Origin of the sequence: Meridianimarinicoccus sp. MJW13, from assembly GCF_014901205.1 — a bacterium.
Taxonomy (GTDB): domain Bacteria; phylum Pseudomonadota; class Alphaproteobacteria; order Rhodobacterales; family Rhodobacteraceae; genus Meridianimarinicoccus.
In genome coordinates, this window is the sequence record NZ_JACNMU010000002.1 from 127,027 (window position 1) to 147,460 (window position 20,434).

General features: G+C 63.7%; 25 protein-coding genes. 15 read left to right on the top strand and 10 right to left on the bottom strand.

The annotated features are described in order from the left end of the window. Window positions 1–47: 47 nt before the first annotated feature. From recF to mutM, 6 genes are all read right to left on the bottom strand, one after another. Complete coding sequence (gene recF, locus H8B03_RS03535; protein ID WP_193140355.1) at window positions 48–1,160, bottom strand: DNA replication/repair protein RecF; 1,113 nt, start codon at window positions 1,158–1,160, stop codon at window positions 48–50. Between the two features lie 43 nt (window positions 1,161–1,203). After that, the gene (gene dnaN / locus H8B03_RS03540) at window positions 1,204–2,322 is read right to left on the bottom strand and encodes a DNA polymerase III subunit beta (protein WP_193140356.1); all 1,119 of its coding nucleotides are present in this window, start codon (window positions 2,320–2,322) and stop codon (window positions 1,204–1,206) included. Window positions 2,323–2,425: 103 nt separating this feature from the next. Beyond that, a complete protein-coding gene (gene dnaA, locus H8B03_RS03545) occupies window positions 2,426–3,841 on the bottom strand; it encodes a chromosomal replication initiator protein DnaA (protein ID WP_193140357.1) in 1,416 nt (471 codons plus the stop codon). Between the two features lie 597 nt (window positions 3,842–4,438). Continuing rightward, the gene (gene rpsT / locus H8B03_RS03550) at window positions 4,439–4,702 is read right to left on the bottom strand and encodes a 30S ribosomal protein S20 (protein ID WP_193140358.1); all 264 of its coding nucleotides are present in this window, start codon (window positions 4,700–4,702) and stop codon (window positions 4,439–4,441) included. 93 nt (window positions 4,703–4,795) lie between these two features. Continuing rightward, a complete protein-coding gene (locus tag H8B03_RS03555) occupies window positions 4,796–5,572 on the bottom strand; it encodes an enoyl-CoA hydratase-related protein (protein WP_193140359.1) in 777 nt (258 codons plus the stop codon). Between the two features lie 64 nt (window positions 5,573–5,636). After that, window positions 5,637–6,503: a bifunctional DNA-formamidopyrimidine glycosylase/DNA-(apurinic or apyrimidinic site) lyase gene (mutM, locus tag H8B03_RS03560; protein ID WP_193140360.1), complete on the bottom strand. Its 867-nt coding sequence runs from the start codon at window positions 6,501–6,503 to the stop codon at window positions 5,637–5,639. A gap of 94 nt (window positions 6,504–6,597) precedes the next feature. On the opposite strand from mutM, the gene ubiE reads away from it, so the two are divergent. Next, entirely contained in the window at window positions 6,598–7,350 is a 753-nt protein-coding gene (gene ubiE / locus H8B03_RS03565) for a bifunctional demethylmenaquinone methyltransferase/2-methoxy-6-polyprenyl-1,4-benzoquinol methylase UbiE (protein WP_193140361.1), read from the top strand. Further along, entirely contained in the window at window positions 7,351–8,883 is a 1,533-nt protein-coding gene (gene ubiB, locus H8B03_RS03570) for a 2-polyprenylphenol 6-hydroxylase (RefSeq protein WP_193140362.1), read from the top strand. It abuts the gene before it with no gap. A 113-nt stretch (window positions 8,884–8,996) separates the two neighbouring features. On the opposite strand, the gene H8B03_RS03575 is transcribed toward ubiB, so the two are convergent. The 3 genes from H8B03_RS03575 to H8B03_RS03585 form a co-directional block, all read right to left on the bottom strand. Further along, window positions 8,997–9,893, bottom strand: a complete 897-nt coding sequence (locus H8B03_RS03575) for a phosphotransferase family protein (protein WP_193140363.1) — start codon at window positions 9,891–9,893, stop codon at window positions 8,997–8,999. Window positions 9,894–9,981: 88 nt separating this feature from the next. Then, window positions 9,982–10,638: a flagellar hook capping FlgD N-terminal domain-containing protein gene (locus H8B03_RS03580; RefSeq protein WP_193140364.1), complete on the bottom strand. Its 657-nt coding sequence runs from the start codon at window positions 10,636–10,638 to the stop codon at window positions 9,982–9,984. A gap of 7 nt (window positions 10,639–10,645) precedes the next feature. After that, window positions 10,646–11,866, bottom strand: a complete 1,221-nt coding sequence (locus H8B03_RS03585) for a flagellar hook-length control protein FliK (RefSeq protein ID WP_193140365.1) — start codon at window positions 11,864–11,866, stop codon at window positions 10,646–10,648. Here H8B03_RS03585 and H8B03_RS19155 point away from each other — a divergent pair. The 6 genes from H8B03_RS19155 to H8B03_RS03615 all read left to right on the top strand — a co-directional run bounded on the left by H8B03_RS19155 (window position 11,827) and on the right by H8B03_RS03615 (window position 15,712). Next, on the top strand, window positions 11,827–12,252 hold the full coding sequence (locus H8B03_RS19155) for a rod-binding protein (RefSeq protein ID WP_319022428.1): 426 nt from the start codon (window positions 11,827–11,829) through the stop codon (window positions 12,250–12,252). The two genes, H8B03_RS03585 and H8B03_RS19155, sit on opposite strands and share 40 nt — an antisense overlap. After that, entirely contained in the window at window positions 12,249–12,584 is a 336-nt protein-coding gene (locus H8B03_RS03595; RefSeq protein ID WP_193140366.1) for a hypothetical protein, read from the top strand. Before H8B03_RS19155 ends, H8B03_RS03595 begins: the two co-directional genes overlap by 4 nt. A 208-nt stretch (window positions 12,585–12,792) precedes the next feature. Further along, window positions 12,793–14,004, top strand: a complete 1,212-nt coding sequence (locus H8B03_RS03600) for a flagellin (protein WP_193140367.1) — start codon at window positions 12,793–12,795, stop codon at window positions 14,002–14,004. A 96-nt stretch (window positions 14,005–14,100) separates the two neighbouring features. Beyond that, window positions 14,101–14,478 carry a flagellar biosynthesis regulator FlaF gene (gene flaF / locus H8B03_RS03605; protein WP_319022429.1) on the top strand — a complete coding sequence of 126 codons (378 nt, stop codon included), beginning with the start codon at window positions 14,101–14,103 and terminating at the stop codon, window positions 14,476–14,478. Continuing rightward, the gene (flbT, locus tag H8B03_RS03610) at window positions 14,475–14,882 is read left to right on the top strand and encodes a flagellar biosynthesis repressor FlbT (RefSeq protein WP_193140368.1); all 408 of its coding nucleotides are present in this window, start codon (window positions 14,475–14,477) and stop codon (window positions 14,880–14,882) included. Before flaF ends, flbT begins: the two co-directional genes overlap by 4 nt. Next, window positions 14,879–15,712: a DUF1217 domain-containing protein gene (locus tag H8B03_RS03615; RefSeq protein WP_193140369.1), complete on the top strand. Its 834-nt coding sequence runs from the start codon at window positions 14,879–14,881 to the stop codon at window positions 15,710–15,712. The genes flbT and H8B03_RS03615 overlap by 4 nt, the downstream gene beginning before the upstream one ends. 9 nt (window positions 15,713–15,721) lie before the next feature. Here H8B03_RS03615 and H8B03_RS03620 read toward each other — a convergent pair whose 3' ends face one another. Next, entirely contained in the window at window positions 15,722–17,041 is a 1,320-nt protein-coding gene (locus H8B03_RS03620; protein WP_226925686.1) for a FliI/YscN family ATPase, read from the bottom strand. Window positions 17,042–17,124: 83 nt separating this feature from the next. On the opposite strand from H8B03_RS03620, the gene H8B03_RS03625 reads away from it, so the two are divergent. From H8B03_RS03625 to flgA, 7 genes are read left to right on the top strand one after another with little or no spacing between them, the layout of a single operon-like run. Next, a complete protein-coding gene (locus H8B03_RS03625; RefSeq protein WP_193140370.1) occupies window positions 17,125–17,520 on the top strand; it encodes a flagellar basal body protein in 396 nt (131 codons plus the stop codon). Between the two features lie 6 nt (window positions 17,521–17,526). Continuing rightward, entirely contained in the window at window positions 17,527–17,913 is a 387-nt protein-coding gene (gene flgC / locus H8B03_RS03630; protein WP_193140371.1) for a flagellar basal body rod protein FlgC, read from the top strand. A gap of 11 nt (window positions 17,914–17,924) precedes the next feature. Further along, entirely contained in the window at window positions 17,925–18,215 is a 291-nt protein-coding gene (gene fliE / locus H8B03_RS03635) for a flagellar hook-basal body complex protein FliE (protein ID WP_193140372.1), read from the top strand. Between the two features lies 1 nt (window position 18,216). Next, entirely contained in the window at window positions 18,217–18,483 is a 267-nt protein-coding gene (locus H8B03_RS03640; RefSeq protein ID WP_193140373.1) for a flagellar biosynthetic protein FliQ, read from the top strand. A 1-nt stretch (window position 18,484) separates the two neighbouring features. Continuing rightward, the gene (locus H8B03_RS03645; protein WP_193140374.1) at window positions 18,485–19,201 is read left to right on the top strand and encodes a flagellar hook-basal body complex protein; all 717 of its coding nucleotides are present in this window, start codon (window positions 18,485–18,487) and stop codon (window positions 19,199–19,201) included. A gap of 12 nt (window positions 19,202–19,213) precedes the next feature. Continuing rightward, complete coding sequence (flgG, locus tag H8B03_RS03650) at window positions 19,214–19,999, top strand: flagellar basal-body rod protein FlgG (RefSeq protein ID WP_193140375.1); 786 nt, start codon at window positions 19,214–19,216, stop codon at window positions 19,997–19,999. A 5-nt stretch (window positions 20,000–20,004) separates the two neighbouring features. Continuing rightward, window positions 20,005–20,430, top strand: coding sequence for a flagellar basal body P-ring formation chaperone FlgA (gene flgA, locus H8B03_RS03655; RefSeq protein WP_193140376.1), 426 nt, complete (start codon window positions 20,005–20,007; stop codon window positions 20,428–20,430). The last annotated feature ends 4 nt before the right edge of the window (window positions 20,431–20,434 follow it).

Sequence of the window (20,434 nt, forward strand, 5' to 3'; positions counted from 1 at the left end):
GGACGGGATAATCGGGCCGGTCCCGCCGTTCAAGAGCGGCCGGAGTGTCAACCGGGCGAACCCGGATCGACCCGGCTGGTGCCCGCGTCTTCGGACACCGCCAGATGCTGGCCCCGCCCCCCCAGCGCGTCGAACAGATGGGCGTCGGTGCCGGTCATCCAGGCCTGCGCGCCCAGGGCGCAGATCTCGTCGTACAGCGCGGCGCGGCGGGTCTCGTCCAGATGCGCCGCGATCTCGTCCAGCAGCAGCACCGGGGCGGTGCCGTCGCGGTCGCGCAGCGCGCGGGCATTGGCCAGCACCAGCGAGATCAGCAGCGCCTTCTGTTCCCCGGTCGAACATTGCGCCGCAGTGACGCCCTTGGCGCTGTAGACGGCCTCCAGATCGACCCGGTGCGGGCCAGTCAGGCTGCGCCCGGCGCGCAGATCGGCCGCCCGGCTGCGCGCCATGGCGGCGGTCAGCGCATCCTCTGTGTCGCCCGGATCGGCGTCCTCGGGCCAGTGCAGCGCCAGATCCGAAGTCGGAAAGGCCGTTTCGGCACCGTTCTGCGCCGCCGCGATCTGTCCCAGGGCCGCTTGCCGGTTCTGGATCATCCGCGCCCCGGCCTCGGCCATCTGCGCCTCAAGCGCGTCGTACCAGCGGGCGTCCTGCACCTGATCCTTCAGCAGACGGTTGCGGTCGCGCATGGATTTTTCATAGGCCAGCGCCGCGCGGGCATGATCGGGAAAGAAGCTGAGCGTCATGCGATCCAGGAACCGGCGTCGGCCTTCGGCCCCCTCCAGCCACAGACGGTCCATGCTGGGCACCAGCCAGAGCATGGGGACCAGCCGCCCCAATTCGGTCTGGGCGGCGGGTTTGCCGTCGATGCGGGTGCTGCGCGGTTGCCCGGCCTCGGCGCGGATGTCGATCTCGTGCTTCTGCGCGCCCAGATCGATCAGCGCGCCGACGCGCCAGCCCAGTTGCTCGGGGCGGCGCACCAGGTCGGCCGCCGTGGCCCGGCGCAACCCGCGCCCCGGTGACAGCAGGGAAATGGCTTCCAGAAGGTTGGTCTTGCCCGCGCCGTTGGGACCGAACATGGCCACGGGCCGCGCGTCTACCTGAACCGAGGCGCGCAGGTGCGACCGGAAATGCGACAGGGTCAGATGGGTGACGGCACGGGTCATGCGGGCGGTGTCGCGGGCCCGGTGTCAGGCCGCGGCCAGCGGGTCAGACCCGCATCGGCATCACGACATAGACCGCCGAGTCGTCGCTGCCTTCGCGCATCAGGGTCGGATCGCCCGCCGAATTGAACAGGAACACGGCGTTTTCGCGATCCACCTGGCTGGCAATCTCCAGCAGGTACTTGGCGTTGAAGCCGATCTCAAGCGGCTCGTCGCCATAGGACACCGCCAGTTCCTCTTCGGCGGCACCGCTGTCGGGGGCGTTGACCGACAGGGTCAGCCGATCCTCGTCCAGCGCCAGTTTGACGGCGCGCGAGCGTTCCGACGACACGGTGGCCACGCGATCCACGGCGCGCGCGAAATCCGAGGCGTCGACTTCCAGCTTGCGGGTGTTGCCGACCGGAATGACGCGGGTGTAGTCGGGGAAAGTGCCGTCGATGACCTTTGACGTCAGGGTGATGTCGGGGGTGGCAAAGCGCACCTTGGTTTCCGACACCGACACCGCGATCTCGGCGTCATCGTCCTCCAGCAGCTTGCGCAATTCGCCCACGGTCTTGCGCGGCACGATCACGCCCGGCATGTCGTCGGCTTTCGGCGGCAGCGGCGCATCGATGCGGGCCAGACGGTGACCGTCGGTGGCCACGCAGCGCAGGGTGGGCTGGCCGCCCGCATCGGCGACATGCATGTAGACGCCGTTCAGATAGTACCGCGTTTCTTCGGTCGAGATGGCAAATTTCGATTTGTCGAACAGGCGCTTAAGGGTGCCGGCGGTGGCGGTGAAATTGGCCGCGTATTCGGCGGTGGCCATCACCGGGAAATCTTCCTTCGGCAGCGTGGCCAGGGTGAACTGGGCGCGCCCGGCTTCGACCTTCAGGGTGTTGCTGGTGCTGTCGGCGGTCAGTTCGACCAAGGCGCCATCGGGCAGCTTGCGCACGATCTCGTGGAAGGTGACCGCGGACACCGTGGTGGCGCCGGCTTGGTGTACCTGCGCCGGGGCAGTGTCCAGAACCTCGATGTCCAGGTCGGTGGCGCGGAACCGCACGGCCGCGCCTTCGGCTTCGATCAGGACGTTCGAGAGGATCGGGATGGTGTTGCGCCGTTCGACAACGGATTGCGCCTGGGACACCGCTTTCAGCAACGTGCCGCGTTCGATACTCAGTTTCATGCCACGGTCCTCAGCTCACAAGGGAGTGTGACGCTAGCGGATTTCTGACATGGTACAAGCCGTTTTCTGCGATTTTTTACGGGTTTTCCGCGCGCTGGCAGCCTCAGGCTTCCAAAGCGCGGCGCAGCAACTCCAGATCATCGGCAACCTGACTGTCTTTCAGGCGCAATTCCTCGATCCGCTTGACGCCGTGCATGATCGTGGTGTGATCGCGGCCGCCGAACTTGCGCCCGATCTCGGGCAGCGAGCGCGAGGTCAGGGACTTGGACAGATACATGGCGATCTGGCGCGGGCGGGCGATGGTGCGCACGCGGGTCGGGCCGATCAGCTCGCTGAGGCGGATGTTGTAGTGTTCCGACACCCGGCGCTGGATCTCCTCGACGGTGACCTTGCGTTCCGAGACGCGCAGCACGTCTGACAGGCAATCCTGCGTCATTTCCATGGTGACTTCGCGGCCGCAAAGGTTGGCCAGCGCGCAAAGCCGGATCAGCGCGCCTTCCAGCACCCGCACGTTGGTCGAGATGCGATGCGCGAGGAACTCCAGCACGCCCGAGCCGATCACCAGACCGGGATACTGCTGGGCATAGACTTCGACCTTCTGCTGAAGGATGCCGAGGCGCAGTTCGTAATCGGTGGGGTGCAGGTCCACAACCAGACCGCATTGCAGGCGCGACTTGATGCGCTCCTCCATCTCGGTCATCTCGCCCGGTGCGCGGTCGCCCGAGATGATGATCTGCTTGCGCTGATCCACCAGGGCATTGAACGTATGGAAGAATTCGTCCTGGGTGCTGTCCTTGCCGGCGATGAACTGCACGTCATCGACCATCAGCACATCGACCGAGCGGAACAGTTGCTTGAAGTTCATCATCTCGCGTTCGCGCAGCGCCTGCACGAAACGGTACATGAACTGCTCGGCGGACAGATAGACGATCTGAAGCTCGGGCTTGTTCTTCTGCAATTCCCAGGCGATCGCGTGCATCAGGTGGGTCTTGCCCAGCCCGACGCCGCCATAAAGGAACAGCGGGTTGAAATTCACCGGGCCGCCTTCGGCCACGCGGCGGGCGGCAGCATGGGCCAGTTCGTTGGGCGGGCCGACGACGAAGCGGTCAAAGGTATAGCGGGCATCCAGCTTGCCGCCGGGCTCCTCGATCCGGGGGGCAGGGGCGGAGGCCTGGACCTGGGGCGTTGCCAGCGCGGGTGCGGCGGCCACGGCGGCCACCTCGGCGGTGGCCATGGCCGGTGCATCGGCGGTGGCTGCAGCCGCGATCGGACTGCCGGCCAGACGCACGTCGAATTCGATGCGGCGCACCTTGGCCCCGGCAGAGTGCAGATGCGCCAGGATCTTGTCGGCGTAATTCCGGTTTACCCAGGTGCCGATGAAATTGGTGGGAACGTGAAAATGGGCAACGCCATCCTCGAAAGTGTTGAACTCGATCGGGCTGATCCATGTCTTGTAGTTGTGATCGCCCACTGACTGCCGAAGAGCGAGTTGAACCTCGCCCCATATTTCGTTTGTCATTCTTTTCAGCCCATTCGTTCCTGACCGCGTGCCTGGCGCGGATGCCCCTGTCCTGCATTCACACATCCCGACAAACCTGTCCCGTCCGGTCGAAACCGGTTTGTCGCCACGCGACACGGCCCGCTTGCCCCGAGCCGGGGATCCGCACTGCTTCAGAACCCCCGAAAACCGGAAGTTGCCGCACAGAGCGGTCTGCCAAATAATGGACACGCTTCGATTGAACGGATGCCCTTATCCGTTCAAAGCTGGCCCCTCCTCCGGTGAAAACACCGGACACAGCCAGAGCTTACGCCACCTCAAACCGGTCGGAACCGGCCAATCATCCGTTACCCCCGCAAGGATCAACTTCCATTTCGTGGTGCGTATCTCATGTCCCCCAAAGACGATGTGAATCGCAGGATGACACTAGCAATCGGGCCTCGTCCGGCGCAACAGAACTTACATATTGACATGTCGATTGCCGAAATCGAATCCAGATTTTCGAAAAATAGAAGCAAAAACAATAGGGTGGAGGCGTGCGATTCTGGACACACGGTAGACAAGAAAAAAGGAGGCCCAAGCGGACCTCCCTCGACACGGTTTCCCGTTAAGGTGGTGTTAACCGATCGCTTTGACGCGGGCCGACAGGCGCGACATCTTGCGCGATACGGTGTTCTTGTGGAACACACCTTTGGTCACGCCGCGCATCAGCTCGGGCTGAGCTTCGCGCAGAGCGGTGGACGCTGCATCCTTGTCCCCCGATGCAATGGCTTCTTCGACATTGCGCAGGAAGGTGCGGATACGCGACCGGCGCGCCTTGTTGACGGCGTAGCGACGCTCGTTCTGGCGGGCGCGCTTTTTGGATTGGGGCGTATTAGCCATAGTCGTTCTTCCCAGTTTTGGGGTGAAATCCGATGAAGCCAGCCGTCTAGACGCGACTCGCCGGCAAGTCAACCGCCTTGCACCGTTTTCCCGCTACTTGTCGCGGAACTGCGGGTCGCGCTTCTGGGCGAAAGCCTCCATGCCTTCGGTCTGGTCAGCGCTGGCGAACATCATGTGGAAGGTACGCCGTTCGAACAGAAGCCCGTCGGACAGCGACATTTCCTGGCTCTGGTTCACGGTTTCCTTGACGGCCATCACGGTGATCCGCGACTTTTCGGCAATTTTCAGGGCGGCGGTGCGCGCCTCGTCCAGCAGGGACTTGCCCGGCACCACGCGGCTGACCAGACCCGACCGTTCGGCCTCTTCGGCCTTCATGAAGCGGCCGGTCAGATGCATGTCCATGGACTTCGCCTTGCCCACGGCGCGGGTCAGGCGTTGGGTGCCGCCCAGGGCGGCGTTCACGCCAAGGTTGATCTCGGGCTGGCCGAATTTCGCCGATTCTGCCGCGATGATGAAATCGCACATCATGGCCAGTTCGCAACCGCCACCCAGGGCATAGCCCGCGACTGCGGCGATGATCGGCTTGCGGCAATCCTGGAATTGCCGGGTCAGCGGCCCGAAGTGATCGGTGATATAGACATCGACGAAGGACTTTTCCGCCAGTTCGGTGATGTCTGCCCCGGCCGCAAAGGCCTTTTCGTTGCCGGTGATGATCGTGCAGCGAACCTTGTCGTTCCCCTCGATCATGCTCAACGCGTCGCACAGCTCGCCCATGAGTTGGATGTTCAAGGCGTTCATCGCCTCGGGGCGGTTGAGCGTGATCAGCGCGACGTGGTCTTCAATCTCGAGGATCAGCGTCTCGTAGGCCATGGGTACCTGCCATAACAGTTTCAGCAGTCCCACGCCTTAGCAGGCGATTTGCGGCGGTTTCAAGCTATCTTTGGCAGGCCGGGCAATAGAAGCTGGATCGTCCCGATTGCACGATCCGCCGAATGGTGCCGCCACAACCGGGTTGCAGACAGGGGGCGCCTTCGCGGCCATAGGCTTGAAAACTGTGCTGAAAATAGCCCAGCTCGCCGTCCGGTTGCCGGTGGTCTTTCAGGGTCGAGCCTCCGGCGGCGATGGCCTCGTGCAGAACTGTCCGAATGATGGGCACCAGCGCGGCGGTGCGCGCGGCGGCAATCTTGCCGGCCTTGCGGGTCGGGGCGATTCCGGCGCGATGCAGCGCCTCGCAGACATAGATGTTGCCCAGCCCGGCCACGATCCGCTGATCCAGCAGCGCCGATTTGACCGGCGCGGCGCGGCCCTTGAAGGCGGCCACCAGATGCGCCTCGTGAAAGCCGTTGCCCAGCGGTTCGGGGCCCAGTCCGGCCAGCAGGCGATGCTGTTCGACCATTTCGGTGGGCGCCAGATCCATCGCGCCGAATCGCCGGGGATCGTTGAAAACCACCTGTGCCCCCTGATCGAAGGACAGCACCACGTGATCGTGCTTCTGTGGTGCGGGGTGGGTGTGATGAAAGCCGCCCGGTTGCGACACCGCGGTCTCTGGGGCCGAAATCAGCACCCGGCCCGACATGCCCAGGTGCCAGATCAGGGTCTCGCCACCCGAAAGATCACACAGGATGTATTTTGACCGCCGCCGCAGGGCCAGCACCCTTTGCCCGGTCAGCCGTGCCGCCATGTCGGGCGGAAACGGCCAGCGCAGATCGGGTCGGCGCACCAGGGCCGTGGTGATGACCCGCCCGGTCATGACGGGTTCCAGGCCGCGGCGCACGGTCTCGACCTCGGGTAATTCGGGCATCACGGACTCCTGCGGCTGAATGCACGGGGTGGACGCGTTGTATCGGCGCGCCAGCGCCCTATAAGAAGGCTTGGACCCGACAACGGCAAGAGCGATGACCCAGGACAAGAGCAGCACGACGCATTTCGGAAACCGTGAAGTTCCCGAAGAAGACAAGGCCGGACTGGTGCAGGGGGTCTTTACCTCGGTCGCCTCGCGCTATGATGTCATGAACGACGTGATGTCGGTGGGCGTGCATCGCCTGTGGAAAGACGCGATGATGGATTGGCTGGCCCCGCGCGACGGCCAGCGCCTGCTGGACGTGGCCGGCGGTACCGGCGACATCGCCTTTCGTTTCCTGAAGCGCGCCCCCGAGGCACAGGTCACGGTGCTGGACCTGACAGCGTCGATGCTGGAAGCCGGGCGTCAGCGCGCCGAGGCCGAGGCCCTGTCGGATCGGCTTGACTGGATCGTCGGCGACGCCATGGCCCTGCCTTTCGCCGACAACACCTTCGACCGCTACACGATCAGTTTCGGCATCCGTAACGTCACCCGCGTGCAGGACGCCCTGAACGAGGCCTTCCGCGTGCTGCGTCCCGGTGGCCGCCTGATGGTGCTGGAATTCAGCCAACTGCCGAACCCGGCGATGCAATGGGCCTATGATCGCTATTCCTACAACGTGATCCCGCAGATGGGGCAGGTCATCGCCCAGGATCGCGACAGCTATCAGTACCTGGTGGAATCGATCCGAAAGTTTCCCGATCAGGAAACCTTTGCCGGGATGATCCGCACCGCCGGGTTCGATCAGGTGAAATTCCGCAATCTGTCGATGGGCATCGCGGCCCTGCATTCGGGCTGGAAACTGTAAGTGCGCGGTCCCCACAACATCTGGCGCCTGATCCGCACCGGCGCCACGTTCGAACGGACCGGCGCCATGAGCGTGGTTCTGGATGCCTTCCGGGCACCGGCCAGCCTGCGCATGGCGGCGCGGGTGCTGGGCTGGCCCTTTGCGCCGCTGGGATTGAAGGGCGACATGTCGATGCCGCCGGCCACGCGGGCGCTGACCGCGCTGGGTCCGGCCTACATCAAGTTCGGGCAGGTGCTGTCGACGCGTCCCGATGTGGTGGGCGATGATCTGGCCCGGCAACTGTCGGTGCTGCAGGACAAGCTGCCCCCGTTCTCGGTGGAGGAGGCCAAGGCCGAGGTCGCGCGCGAGCTTGAGATCGATGTCGATGAGGTGTTTTCCGAGTTCAGCGCGCCGGTGGCCGCGGCCTCGATCGCGCAGGTCCACATGGCGCGGCTGGCCTCGACCGGCGAGAAGGTCGCCGTCAAGGTCCTGCGTCCAGGCATCGAAAAGGCATTCCGCAAGGACATCGACGCCTTCTACCTGACCGCCAGCCTGATCGAGACGCTGTCTCCGGCCTCGCGGCGTTTGCGGCCCAACGATGTCATCACCCATTTCGAAGGGGTGGTGATGGGCGAGCTTGACCTGCGGCTGGAAGCCTCGGCAGCGGCGGAATTCGCCGCGACCACCGCCAATGACGAAGGTTTCGTGGTGCCCAAGGTGCATTGGGGGCTGTCCGGGCGCCGGGTGATGACGATGGATTGGGCCGAAGGCGTCGCCGCCAGCGATCTGGATGCCATCAATGCGGCCGGTCACGACAAGGCGGATCTGGCGGCGCGGATCCTGCAGGGATTCCTGAAACAGGCGCTGCGCGACGGCTATTTTCACGCCGACATGCATCAGGGCAACCTGAAGATTTCCGCCGAAAGCGAGATCATCGCGCTGGATTTCGGGATCATGGGGCGGATCGACGAATACACGCGCCGGGTCTATGCCGAGATCCTCTACGGGTTCATCCGCAAGGATTACCACCGGGTGGCCGAGGTGCATTTCGAAGCCGGCTATGTGCCCGCGGACCGCGATATCGACGAATTCGCCCGCGCCCTGCGCGCAGTGGGCGAGCCGATTTTCGGCATGGATGCCACGCGAATCTCGATGGCGCGGCTTCTGAATTATCTGTTTGAAGTGACAGAGAAATTCGGCATGGAAACCCGAACCGAGCTGATCCTTCTTCAACGCACCATGGTGGTGGTCGAAGGCGTGGCCCGTTCTCTGGACCCGCATATCAACATCTGGGACGTGGCCCATCCGGTGGTCGAGGATTACATCAAGAAAAGCATCGGCCCGCGCGCGGCGATGCGCGATCTGGTGCGCACCGGGCAGGTTCTGGCACGGTTCGGACCCCGGTTGCCGGGGCTGGTCGAGAAGCTGTTGGTGGAACAGATGCATCCGCCGCAGGTGCCGGCAACGGTGCCGCTGCGGACGAAACTCAACTGGGCGGCCCTGGGCGCGGGCGGCATGGCACTGGTGGCGGTTGTGGTGGCCTCTCTGGGGTAAGGCTGGGTGCGGCAGGCGCCCTGTGATGCCGCAGTGCCGGTGTCGGGGCGTCGATCAAGACCGCAGTCGCCCGTGTTGCGTTCGACCCCCATGCCTGACGGTGCTTTGACCCTCTAGAGCAGGCGTGCAAGCTGCGCCTGCTCGACCTCCAGCGCCTCCAGATAGTCGACGTCCCCCCGCTGCGCGCGCCACAGGCAATGGCCGATCATTTGCACATGCAGGGCCGGTGCCAGATCGCGATACCGTTGCGCTGTTTCGGTCGATCCGTAACCCGACAACACCGCGCGCGGTTCCAACGGGGATGCACCGCCGCCGTAAATCCGATGCATGGCCGGAGACAGGGCGAGGAAGAGGTCAAGACAGGGATCGCCCCGCCCGATGCATTGCCAGTCGATCAAGCGCGGGCCGCTGCGGGTCGACAGGAGGTTGGCGCGCACCGGATCGCCGTGAAGCAGCACGTTGCCGTGGGTTGGGACGCGCAGCGCGGCTTCGATCCGCGCCAGCCGTTGTTCGGACCATCCCGCGTCCTGCAGATACCCAAGCCCCAAGTGCACCAGAGAGGCTGCAAACACCGGACGCCTTGCCCGCACCACGTTCGGACGCAACCGCGTGTCGTGCAGTGCGCGCAAGACACTGCCGACGTCCCCGGACCGCAGGTCTGTTTCGGTCTCGGGAACATAGGGGTAGAGCAAACAGCTGGCCTGCCCCCAGGCGATCAGGGTCCGGGGCGTCACCGAAAATCGTGGTCCGAGGGCCGTCATCGCCCGCGCTTCCAGAACCGGATCCACCGGAAACAGCGGGCTGGAACACGTAGGATGGGTCAGTTTGCAGACCAGCCCATGCGGGGCGCCGCTGCGGGCGCTGCCCGTGGCCGAGATCAGGAAGACCCGGCTGACGCGCCCTCCGTGCAGGGTCTGCCACCGGGCGTTGCGCGGCACATATCCGGCACGCACCAGCGATTGGCGCAAGGACAACGGAATGCGCCCGATGATCGAGTTTGCGTGCAGCACCCGCCGTGGCCTCACCCCCTTGGCGCCCGACTGGGCGCGTGTTTCGCGATGCCTTACGGCGTTCGTGCAGGGGAAACAACAGATGGCCCTATTTCTGGCGGAGCGCCGCGACGCTGCCCACGGCCACCGCACCTCCGTGGTCCAACACGATCTCGGGTCCGTTCAGCCCGTTCCGCACTTCCTGCACCGTGGAAAAGCTGGTCACCGGCAGGGTCTGGGGTGTTCCATCGGCATTCGTCGCCGCCACATGCAGCCGGTAATGGCCGTTCAGCAGCGCATTGCCGCCCGGAGAGATCCCATCCCAGGAATAGGGCGGCGTCTGGTTCAGAACGGAGCGGCGATGGATTTCCTGGCCCGTTGCGGAGGACACCACAAGTTCAGCCGATTTCAGGCCGGGCGGGCTGTCGAAGTGAACCTCGACCGGCGTGCCATCGAAGTGCACCGGGGCGTCGGTGCGGGCGCTCATCCCGACCCAACCCGCGTAGTTTTCGATCCCCGACAGGCCACCGCCCGACAGGCCGCGCAGCAGTTCGTTGGTCTGCACCTGCTGTTCGACCCCGGAGAAAGTGGCCAGTTGCACCGCATAGTCTGTCGAATCCATCGGGTTGAGAGGATCCTGATTCTGGATCTGTGCCGTGAGCATCGTCAGGAAGGTGTCGAAATCCGAACTGATGATCGCGGTCTGGCCACTGTTTCCGGCGGTGGCGGGAGAGGGGGACGTGGGGGAGGGAATGGACGAGATCATAGGGGCCTCACAGTCTCAGGTTCAGGCGCAGGTCGGTGAAATCGCCTGACGATTGCAGGGTCGCCAAAGCCGGGATTTCGGGATCTTCCGGCGCGGGGATCACCCCGGTCGAGGCGGCGTCTTCCAGCGGATCAGAGGAGGACTGTCGGGAGGATCGCCCGAAGGAGAAATTCACGTCGGCGAAGCCTGCGGCACTCAGATCTTCGTGCAATTGATCGATATGCCGGCGCAACAGGTCGAGCGTTTCAGAGCGTTCCGACTGGATGTTGACCTGCAACCCGGTGTCGCTGGCCTGCAAGACAAGGCGAACGCGCCCGAGCTCTTCGGGCGACAGCGCGATATCAATGCTGCCATCCGATGTCATCCGGATGGCATCGACAATCTGCGACAGGACGGGCGCGGACGGCGCGCGTGGCGCGTTGTGCGTCAGGGTCAGGCCAGTTGTCGATTGCGCCCCCCTCGTTTCCAAAGAGCTTGGTCCTGCCCCCTCTGCCAAGAAGATCGACTCGACCGTGTCCGATTGCGCTTGTGTCTGCAGGGCCGGTTTCGAAGGGCCGTTCAAGGGGTTTGCGGGCAGGCCAGGTGAACCTTGCGCAGGCGTTGGGCCTGTTTCGACCGAACGTATCGGATCCTGATTGCTGGTCTGTGCCGAAGGCACCAGGGAATCGGCCCGCGCTGGTGACGCCTTGCCTTTCCCAAGCGGCGAAGGCCCGGGACTGGCGGCCAACCGGGTGCCGTCCAGCGGACCGGAAGAAAAACCTGGCGTGCCTGGCGTTGATTGAGAGAGGCTGGCACCTTGCAGACTTGCCGGGACGTCTGCCCTGACAGGGTCAGAACGGCGGATATCCAAAGGATGCAATGCGGGCGCGGACGTCATCTCGATCGCCTGTGCGTCTTGCGGGCTGCCCCCCGATGTCCAGAACGGTGTTCCAGTCGTGGGCGGAGAGGTTGGAGCCGAAAACGCAACGGCGGTGAGTTCCTCCTGCGGTGTCACCGTAGGTGCTGCGGCATCTTCCTCGGTGTCCGCAGTCGGTTCCCCGCCAGGCGCGGCTTGATCCTGCGACACCACCTTGTCGAACACCGCCTGCGCATCGGACGCTGGGATCATGAAATCGGAAAAACCGATCCTCCCCGGCGACGACTCCGCAAGTATATCCGGCTTTGTTCCGGGCGACTCGGACAGTTTTCGTGAAACAGCCGCTGGGCTGGATTCCGCGATCATGGGCATCTGTGCACTCCGTTTCCGGCAGATTGCAGCGGCAGGGCTTACCACTTCTTTACCGCGATCGGGAAACTCTGGCGGCAATCCGTACAATTGGAGATTTCAGCATGATGCCCCTGCCAACCATGATGGCTGCCCCCCCTTCCGACCGCACGACGCAACAGCACGCTGCGCTGCACAAGGCCGCGCAACAGCTTGAGGCCCAATTCCTTGCAGAGATGCTGAAATCCACCAGCGTCGTGGCGGGTGAAAGCGCCTTTGGCGGCGGCACTGGTGAGGAGCAATTCCAGTCCTTCCTGCATCAGGCTCAGGCCGATCGGATGGTCGAAGGTGGTGGAATTGGACTGGCCGAATCGATTTTCGCGGCGCTCACGCGGAGGGTGGCAGGATGACCCAATCCAGTGTTGCAGAACTTTTCGCCCTGCTTGACGCTGAATTCGCCGCGGTCCGGCAGGGGAAATTCACACAACTTGATGAAATTTTGTCCCAAAAACCGATCTTGCTGGACGCCGTCGCGGCCAACCCGCTGTCCACCCAGGACCAGATCCGCTTGCAACAAAGGGCTGTGCGCAACCAGGCGGCGCTGAAGGCAGCGGGCGAGGGGATTCGCAGCGTCCTGACGCGCCTCGCGGATTTGCGCAGGCTGCAGGGTGGCGCCGATTTCTATGCCGCAGACGGCCGCCGCAAGACCGTGGCGCCGCATATTCGCGGCACCCGTGCTTGAAGTGCAAACCAGTTTCCTCAATTTTTAGGCTTTCAAGTCAGCCGTTTAGGGAAGTCTTAGGCCCTGGCGACCTAGTGTCTGCTTGCGCTCCGGACGGGGCGGCGCGGGGGCAGATACATCCGCATCAGTCAGAACGACGGCCATGGCCGCACAGCCGTGCGGTTGGGACAAACGGGCGCAAAAGCGCCGTAGTAGAGGATTGAAAACCATGTCCAGCATTCTGACCAACACCAGCGCCATGATCGCGCTGCAAACCCTCAAGGGCGTCAACTCGGGCCTTGAAAAGACGCAAGGGGAAATTTCCACCGGCAAGTCGGTGGCAACCGCCAAGGACAATTCCGCAATCTGGGCAATCTCGAAAGTGATGGAATCGGATGTGACCGGCTTCAAGGCAATCTCCGACAGCCTCGCCCTGGGCGAATCCACCGTGGCGGTGGCGCAGCAGGCAGCGGAAACCATCACCGACCTGCTCGGCAAGATGAAGGAAAAGATCGTTGCCGCGACCGGTGACAACGTCGACCGGACCAAGCTGAACGCCGATGTGACCGCGCTGAAAGAGCAGATCGCTTCGGTTGTCGGGGCGGCCCAGTTCAACGGTCTGAACCTTGTGGACGGGTCCACCGCCAGCACCGATGTGCTGTCCTCGCTGGATCGTGACGCATCGGGCAACGTGACGCCCTCCTACATCACGGTGGCCGCTCAGGATCTGTCGACCACCGGCTATGTGGCAGCGAACGTCTTCACCGTGGCCAACGGCTATGCCTCGACTGCGGGCGATGCGGCGTCCATGTCGCTGGATGTCGGCGGCGGCAGCGACAACGATCAGCTGACCATCTCGGCCGCAGGACTTGCCGCGGGCGACACACTGTCAGTGCGCGTGGGTACCGAAACCGCATCCTACACGGTGACGGCGGCCGACCTGGCCGCAACCTCGTCGGCGGATGTAATCGCCACCGCGATGAAGGCCGAGATCGAAGCCCTGGGCAACGCCAATCTGACGGTGGACTACGACACCTCCAACCCTGGAGAGTTGGACTTCACCAACACCGGCACCGGGACCATCTCGATCTCGGCCAGCTTTACCAATGCCGGTTCGGGATCGCTGGCGGCCCTGCAGTCGCTGGATGTGACCAGCCTGGCCAACGCCCAGACCGCACTTGGTTCCATTGAAACGCTGACCGACACGGCGATCGACGCGGCCGCCGCTTTCGGGTCCGACGCAGGACAGATCGAGATCCAGGCCGACTTTGTCTCCAAGCTGACCGATTCCCTGAAGGCCGGGATCGGATCGATGGTGGATGCCGATATGGAAGAGGCTTCGGCCCGCCTGCAAGCGCTTCAGGTTCAACAGCAACTGGGGATCCAGGCGCTGTCGATCGCCAACCAGGCGCCGCAGAACGTCCTGTCGCTCTTCCGCTGATCTCAAACCCGGTTCGGTGGCGCTGACGGGGTGCCACCGACATTTCCGCGCGGCTGAATGCCGGCTCGAGATTCCATGTCATCGGAAGGATTTGACGTGAACGCATTGAACATGGCCCGAACGGCCTACAACCCGGTCACCACCCCACTTCGCACACCTCGCAGCACGGAATACGAAGCCTTCGCGCGCGTGACACGCAAGCTTCGCATGGCGCGTGACGGCAATGACACGACCCTTCCCATGTTGGCCGGTGCCCTTCATGAGAACCGCAGGATGTGGAATTTCTTTGCCGCCAGCGTTGCCGATGCAGCCAACGAATTGCCCAACCACCTGCGCGCCCAGATTTTCTACCTGGCCGAATACACGACCGAGCATTCCCGGCGCGTGCTCAAGGGGCAGGCCGATATCGACGCCCTGATTGACATCAACACGGCCATGATGCGCGGCCTTCGGCAGGACGAGGGCACAACATGACCGGCCTTGTCCTGAAGCTCGGTCCGCGTGAACGGATACTGATCAATGGCGCCGTCATCGAGAACGGAGATCGGCGCAGTCGGCTCAATATCATCACGCCCCATGCCAATATCCTCCGGCTGAAAGACGCCATTCATCCTCATGAGGTCAACACACCGGTGCGCAGGGTGTGCTATGTGGCCCAATTGGTTCTGTCTGGGGATGCAGAGGAAACGGAGGCGACCCGCCAATTGCGAACCGGGATTTCCCAATTGCTTGCCGTGCTTCGGGACCGTGACAGCCAGAAGAACCTGCAACAGGCGCTGGCATCTGTCGAGAACGGGAATTTCTATCGGGCTCTGAAGCTGTTGCGTGGAGTCCTGCCACGAGAGGCGCAACTGCTGCAAATGCAGTCCGCGCCGTGACGTTCCAGCCCATTGTCCCCCAGGGCGGCCTGGGCGGTTGGCGGTTCCTGCAGCGCACCATGGATCGTCAGCAGGCGCTGCAACAGTCAGATCCTGCCCTGCAACGGGCCGAGTCACGTTTTCGGTCCCGCATCTCCGACGTCCAAACTGCCGCGGAACTGGTTCAGGATCGCGACCTGCGCTCCGTCGCCTTGCAGGCTTTCGGGCTGGGGGATGACGTGGACAACGTCTTTTTCATCCAAAAGGTGCTGGAGGGCGGCACGCTGTCGCGCGACAGCCTTGCGAATCGTCTGAGTGATCCGCGTTACGCCGCGTTGTCCGACGCCTTCGGCTTCGGCAACCTGGGGCGTCCGAGAACCCAGATCCCGGGGTTTGCAGATGAAATCCTGGACGCGTTTCGCCAGCAAGGGTTCGAAGAAGCCGTGGGCGAAAAGAGTGCAGACCTCAGGCTGGCCCTCGGCCTGGAGCGGGAGTTGGACGCTGTCCTGGACCGCGCACAGGGCAATGATGCCCGCTGGTTTTCCTTGATGGGATCTCCGCCGTTGCGGCGCGTGTTCGAGACCGCGCTGAACCTGCCATCCAGTCTGGGCCGGATGGATGTCGACCGACAGTTGGATCTGTTCAAGAGCCGGGCAGAGGATATTTTCGGAACGTCGGCCTTGCGCGACTTTGCAGATTCCGATCGGCTGGATGCCTTGCGAACACGTTTCCTGCTGGTCGGAGAGGCCAGCGGCGCAACAGCCATTTCATCCCCCGCCTTGAGCATACTCTCCAATGCGACCGGACAAGCCTCCGCGGCGCAGATATTGCAAGTGCTCGGCTCGGTTTGAGCAATGGCCTCAGGCGGACGACAGAATTTTCTCCAGGTCCCTGAAATCGTCAACGGTCGCCTGACCGCAACCGCGACCAACAAATTCGTCCAGGCTGGGCCACAAACGTATTGCCCGATCAATTTCCCGGTCATGGCCACTTTCGTAGAGACCGGAGCGGATCATCAACTCGGAGTCGTTGTACTGGCTCAGGGCCTGTCGAGCTTCCGCCATGAGCGCGTTTTCCGCAATCGTTGCACACTCCGGCAAGGATCGGGACACGGATCGCAGCACATTGACCGCGGGGAAACGCCCGCGTTCGGCGATACCGCGATCCAGAACCACGTGACCATCCAGAACCCCGCGCAGGGTGTCTGCAATCAGCCCGTCCATGTTGGATCCGGCCACCAGGACGCTCATGATCGCGGTGATATCCCCGGCATCACCGGCCCCGGGCCCAGCCCGCTCGGCCAGTTGCGTAATTTCCTGAACGACCGACGGCGGGAACCCGTCCAGACCGGGAGCTGCGCCTCGCGACAGGGCGATGTCACGATGCGCCTCGGCCAGACGCGTAACCGAGTCAATCAACAACAGGACATGGCGGCCCTGATCCCGGAAAAACTCGGCCGTGGTCATGGCTGCATGCGCGCACCTCTGGCGCGCCGAAGCCGGTTGGTCCGCCGTCGCCGCAAAGACCACTGCCCGTTGTAACCCTTCGTCTCCCAGCGCGTGATCCACGAAGTGATTGACCTCGCGTCCCCGTTCCCCGATCAGCGCGACGACGACGAGATCGGCCTCGACCCGTCGCGCCAGATCCGCAAGAAGCGTCGATTTCCCAACGCCGGACCCGGCAAACAAGCCGATACGCTGACCCCGCGCCAGCGGCAGGAACGTGTTGAACACCGCATGGCCGGTTTCCAGCCGCGGCCCGAATCCCCGGCGGCTGGTGGCGACTGGCGGCGCGGCGCGAATGGTGCGTTCCCGTGTGCCTTGCCGCACAGGTTTCTGGTCCAGGGCGTGACCGAAAGGGTCAAGAACCCGGCCGATCCAACTGTCGTCAGGCGCAAAGACGTCCCGACCCAGGTGCAGCACCCGATCACCCTCGGCAATCCCCTTGGTCAGACCTCGCGGCACCACATCCAGCAGCCCATCGGCCATCGCTTCGACATCGCCCAACAAACGCAGCCCGCCCCCGCCGGCAACCTCGACAACATCGCCTTGCGCCGCCACCCGCCGCAGCCCCGACACCCGCAGCCGCGCGGGCGAAACCTCGCACACGACGCCGACATCATGCGTGGTCATCAGCCGATCAATCGAGTCGTTCAGGGCATCCAACATGGTAACGGTCATTTTAGTTCTCTTTTTGTTCCACAACCCTTTCTAAACGAATCGCAGTTAATCCAAGGTTGAAGCTGATCGAGGGAGAAGCCCCGATGTTCAATGGTTTAGACATGTTTAACCTTGCGTCCAACAAGGCCTCGCATGCGGGAATGCAGCAGGCCATGATTGCCCGGAACGTGGCGAATGCGGACACGCCCGGCTACAAGGCCGTGGCGCTGGAAGCCTTCTCGCTTGACGGCAAGCCTTCGCCTGCCCGGCTGGTCATGGCGCAAAGCCGCCCAGGGCATCAGGCCGCGCCGGCGGATTTCAATCGTACCGATTTCAGCACCGTTGCAAGGGATGGGGCCGCTGCACCCAATGGCAACACGGTTTCGCTGGAAACCGAGATGCTGGAAGCCGCGCGCGTGAAGCAGGATCACGATCTGGCGCTGGCGGCCTATCGCGGCGGGATGACGCTCTTGCGGTCTGTTCTCGGACGGGCGGGGTAGGCGATCATGGGAGATTTTCTGGACAGCTTCTCGATTGCGGCCAGTGGCATGCGGGCGCAAGCCAAGCGGTTGCGCCATGTGGCGGAAAACATCGCCAACGCGGATACGCCCGGCTATCGCCGCAAGTCCATCCCGTTTCACGCCGCCGTTCCCGGCACCCGCGGCGAAGTCGAAACCGGCCGGGTGCGTCTGGATCCAGCCGAGCTGTCCCTGATCCACGACCCGACCCACCCCATGGCCGATGCGACGGGCCACTACCAGGGCTCCAACGTGAACTCGATCCTCGAAATTGCGGATTCGCGCGAAGCGCAGCGCAGCTACGAGGCCAACCTCAAGATGTTTGACCAGACGCGGAAAATGTCGGGCGCCTTGCTTGATCTTCTGCGCAGATAAGGAGGACCAGAATGGTTCCGATTTCAACATTCGCCACAGAGGGTTACGCCAAGGCGCGCCCGGCCACACAACCCGATGCGCTCCAGGGCTCGGGCGAGGCACTGGCCGCCCAGGCCATCGGGGATTTTGCCGATCAGATGGCCCAGGCCGAAACCGCCGCGCAGCAAACCCTGACCGGCAGTGCCGATGCGCAGACCCTTGTGGAAGCGCTCGCCCAAACCCAGCTTGCTGTCGAAACCGCTGTGGCGGTGCGCGACAAGGTGGTGGCGGCCTACCAGGAAATCCTGCGGATGCCGATCTGACATGACCGAGGGTCTTTTCTACGACACGCTGCGGCAGGGGCTGCTGGTGGCGGTGATCATCTCGTTGCCCGTTCTCACGGTGGCGCTGCTGGCCGGGGTCGCGGTGGGGCTGTTCCAGGCCCTGACCTCGATCCAGGAAATGACCCTGACCTTCGTGCCCAAGCTTCTCGCCATCGTGCTCGTGTTCTGGGTGAGCATGAGTTTCATGACCGAGACGCTTCAGGACTTCTTTCGCACCACCCTGATCCCTCTCATTGCCGGAGCCTGACATGGACCATGCAGCCTATGCCACACTGACCCGCCAGACCGGGTTGCGGAGCGAGTTGCACACGCTTGCCCACAATGTGGCCAATGTGTCGACTGTGGGATTTCAGCGCGAGGCCCTGATCTTTTCGGAATACGTGGAACGGGTTGGGGAAGCCGGCGAGGGGCTGTCGATGGCCGCCGCACGTGCCCGGTTGACCGACCGCAGCCAGGGCCAGTTGGTCCAGACCGGTGGGCAATTCGACCTGGCGATCGAAGGCGAAGGCTATTTCCTTGTCGACACCCCCGATGGCCAACAGCTGACCCGCAGTGGCAGCTTCGCGCCGAACGCTGATGGCGAGTTGGTGGCTCCGGACGGTGCGCGGCTTCTGGATTCCGGGCGCGCGGCAGTGTTCATCCCGGATGGGGTGAATGGCGTGCATATCGCATCCGATGGCAGCCTCAGCGTCGACGGCACCCCGCTGGGCGAGATCGGGCTGTTCGTGCCGAATGATCCGGTGAAGATGAACCGCGCTGCCGGGTCCCGGTTCTCGGTCGATGGCGAGATCAACGAACTGCCCGAACCACGGATGGCGCAGGGTTTTCTGGAACAATCCAACGTCGATCCGGTGCTGGAAATCTCGCGTCTGATCGAGGTTCAGCGGGCCTATGAAACCGGCCGCAACTTTCTGAACGCCGAAGATGACCGCATCCGCAACGTCATCCGTACCTTGTCGAGTTAAGGAGTCCCCCCAATGCGCGCCCTGAAAATCGCCGCCACAGGCATGTCCGCCCAGCAGATGCGGGTCGAGGTGATCTCGAACAACCTCGCGAACATGAGCACCACGGCCTACAACACGCGCCGGGCCGAGTTTTCGGATCTGCACTATCAACAGATGCAGCGTCCCGGGGCGATCAGTGCCTCGGACGGCACGGTCCTGCCCACCGGGATCCAGCTTGGCCTTGGCGTGACCCCGACGGCGGTCTCGGTGCATCTGGAACAGGGGGCTCTGACGCAGACCAACGGTGACCTGGACATCGCCATCGAGGGCAGCGGGTATCTGGAAATCACCCTGCCGGATGGCGGCGCGGCCTACACGCGCGACGGCGGGTTGCGGCGTTCCGCCGAGGGGCAGATCGTGACGGCGGATGGTTATGCGGTGGTGCCCGACATCACGATCCCCGATGACGCCCGCTCGATCTCGATCAACGCGGATGGCGAGGTCTACGCCTATTTCACCGATCAGGTGGATGCACAGCTTCTGGGGCAGTTCACGCTGGCGGGTTTCACCAATCCGCGCGGGTTGGAGGCTCTGGGCGGCAACCTGTTCCAGGAAACCGAGGCCTCCGGCCCCCCGACCGTGGGCGATCCCGGCACCGACGGGTTGGGCACCCTGCGTCAGGGCTATCTGGAGAATTCCACGGTCGACGCCGTGCGCGAGGTCACCGAACTGATCGAGGCGCAGCGCGCTTACGAGCTTAACGCAAAGGTCATCACCGCGTCCGATCAGATGATGTCCACAACCTCGCAGATCCGGTGATCGGGGTGCGCGCGCTTTTGCCCTTTGTCTTGCTGATCATCGCCGGCCCTGCCGTCGCCGACACGCTGGTGGCGGCGCGCACCCTGCGCGGCCAGACCGTGATCGAAGAGATGGATCTGGCCTACGGACCGGACCAGCCCGGCGCCCTGCGCGATGCGTCTCAGGCGGTGGGGATGGAGACGCGGGTCAACATCTACGAAGGGCGGCCGATCCGGGCGTCAGACCTGCAACCGGCGGCGGTGGTGGCGCGCAACCAGATCGTGCCCCTGAACTACATCTATTCCGGCATTGCCATCGCCACCGAGGCGCGCGCGCTGGAACGCGGCGGTGTCGGCGCCCGTATCCGCGTCATGAACCTTGAATCCCGCAACACCGTGACCGGAACTGTCATGCCTGATGGCAGCGTCACCGTGGCGCCCCGCGGCAACTAGGGAA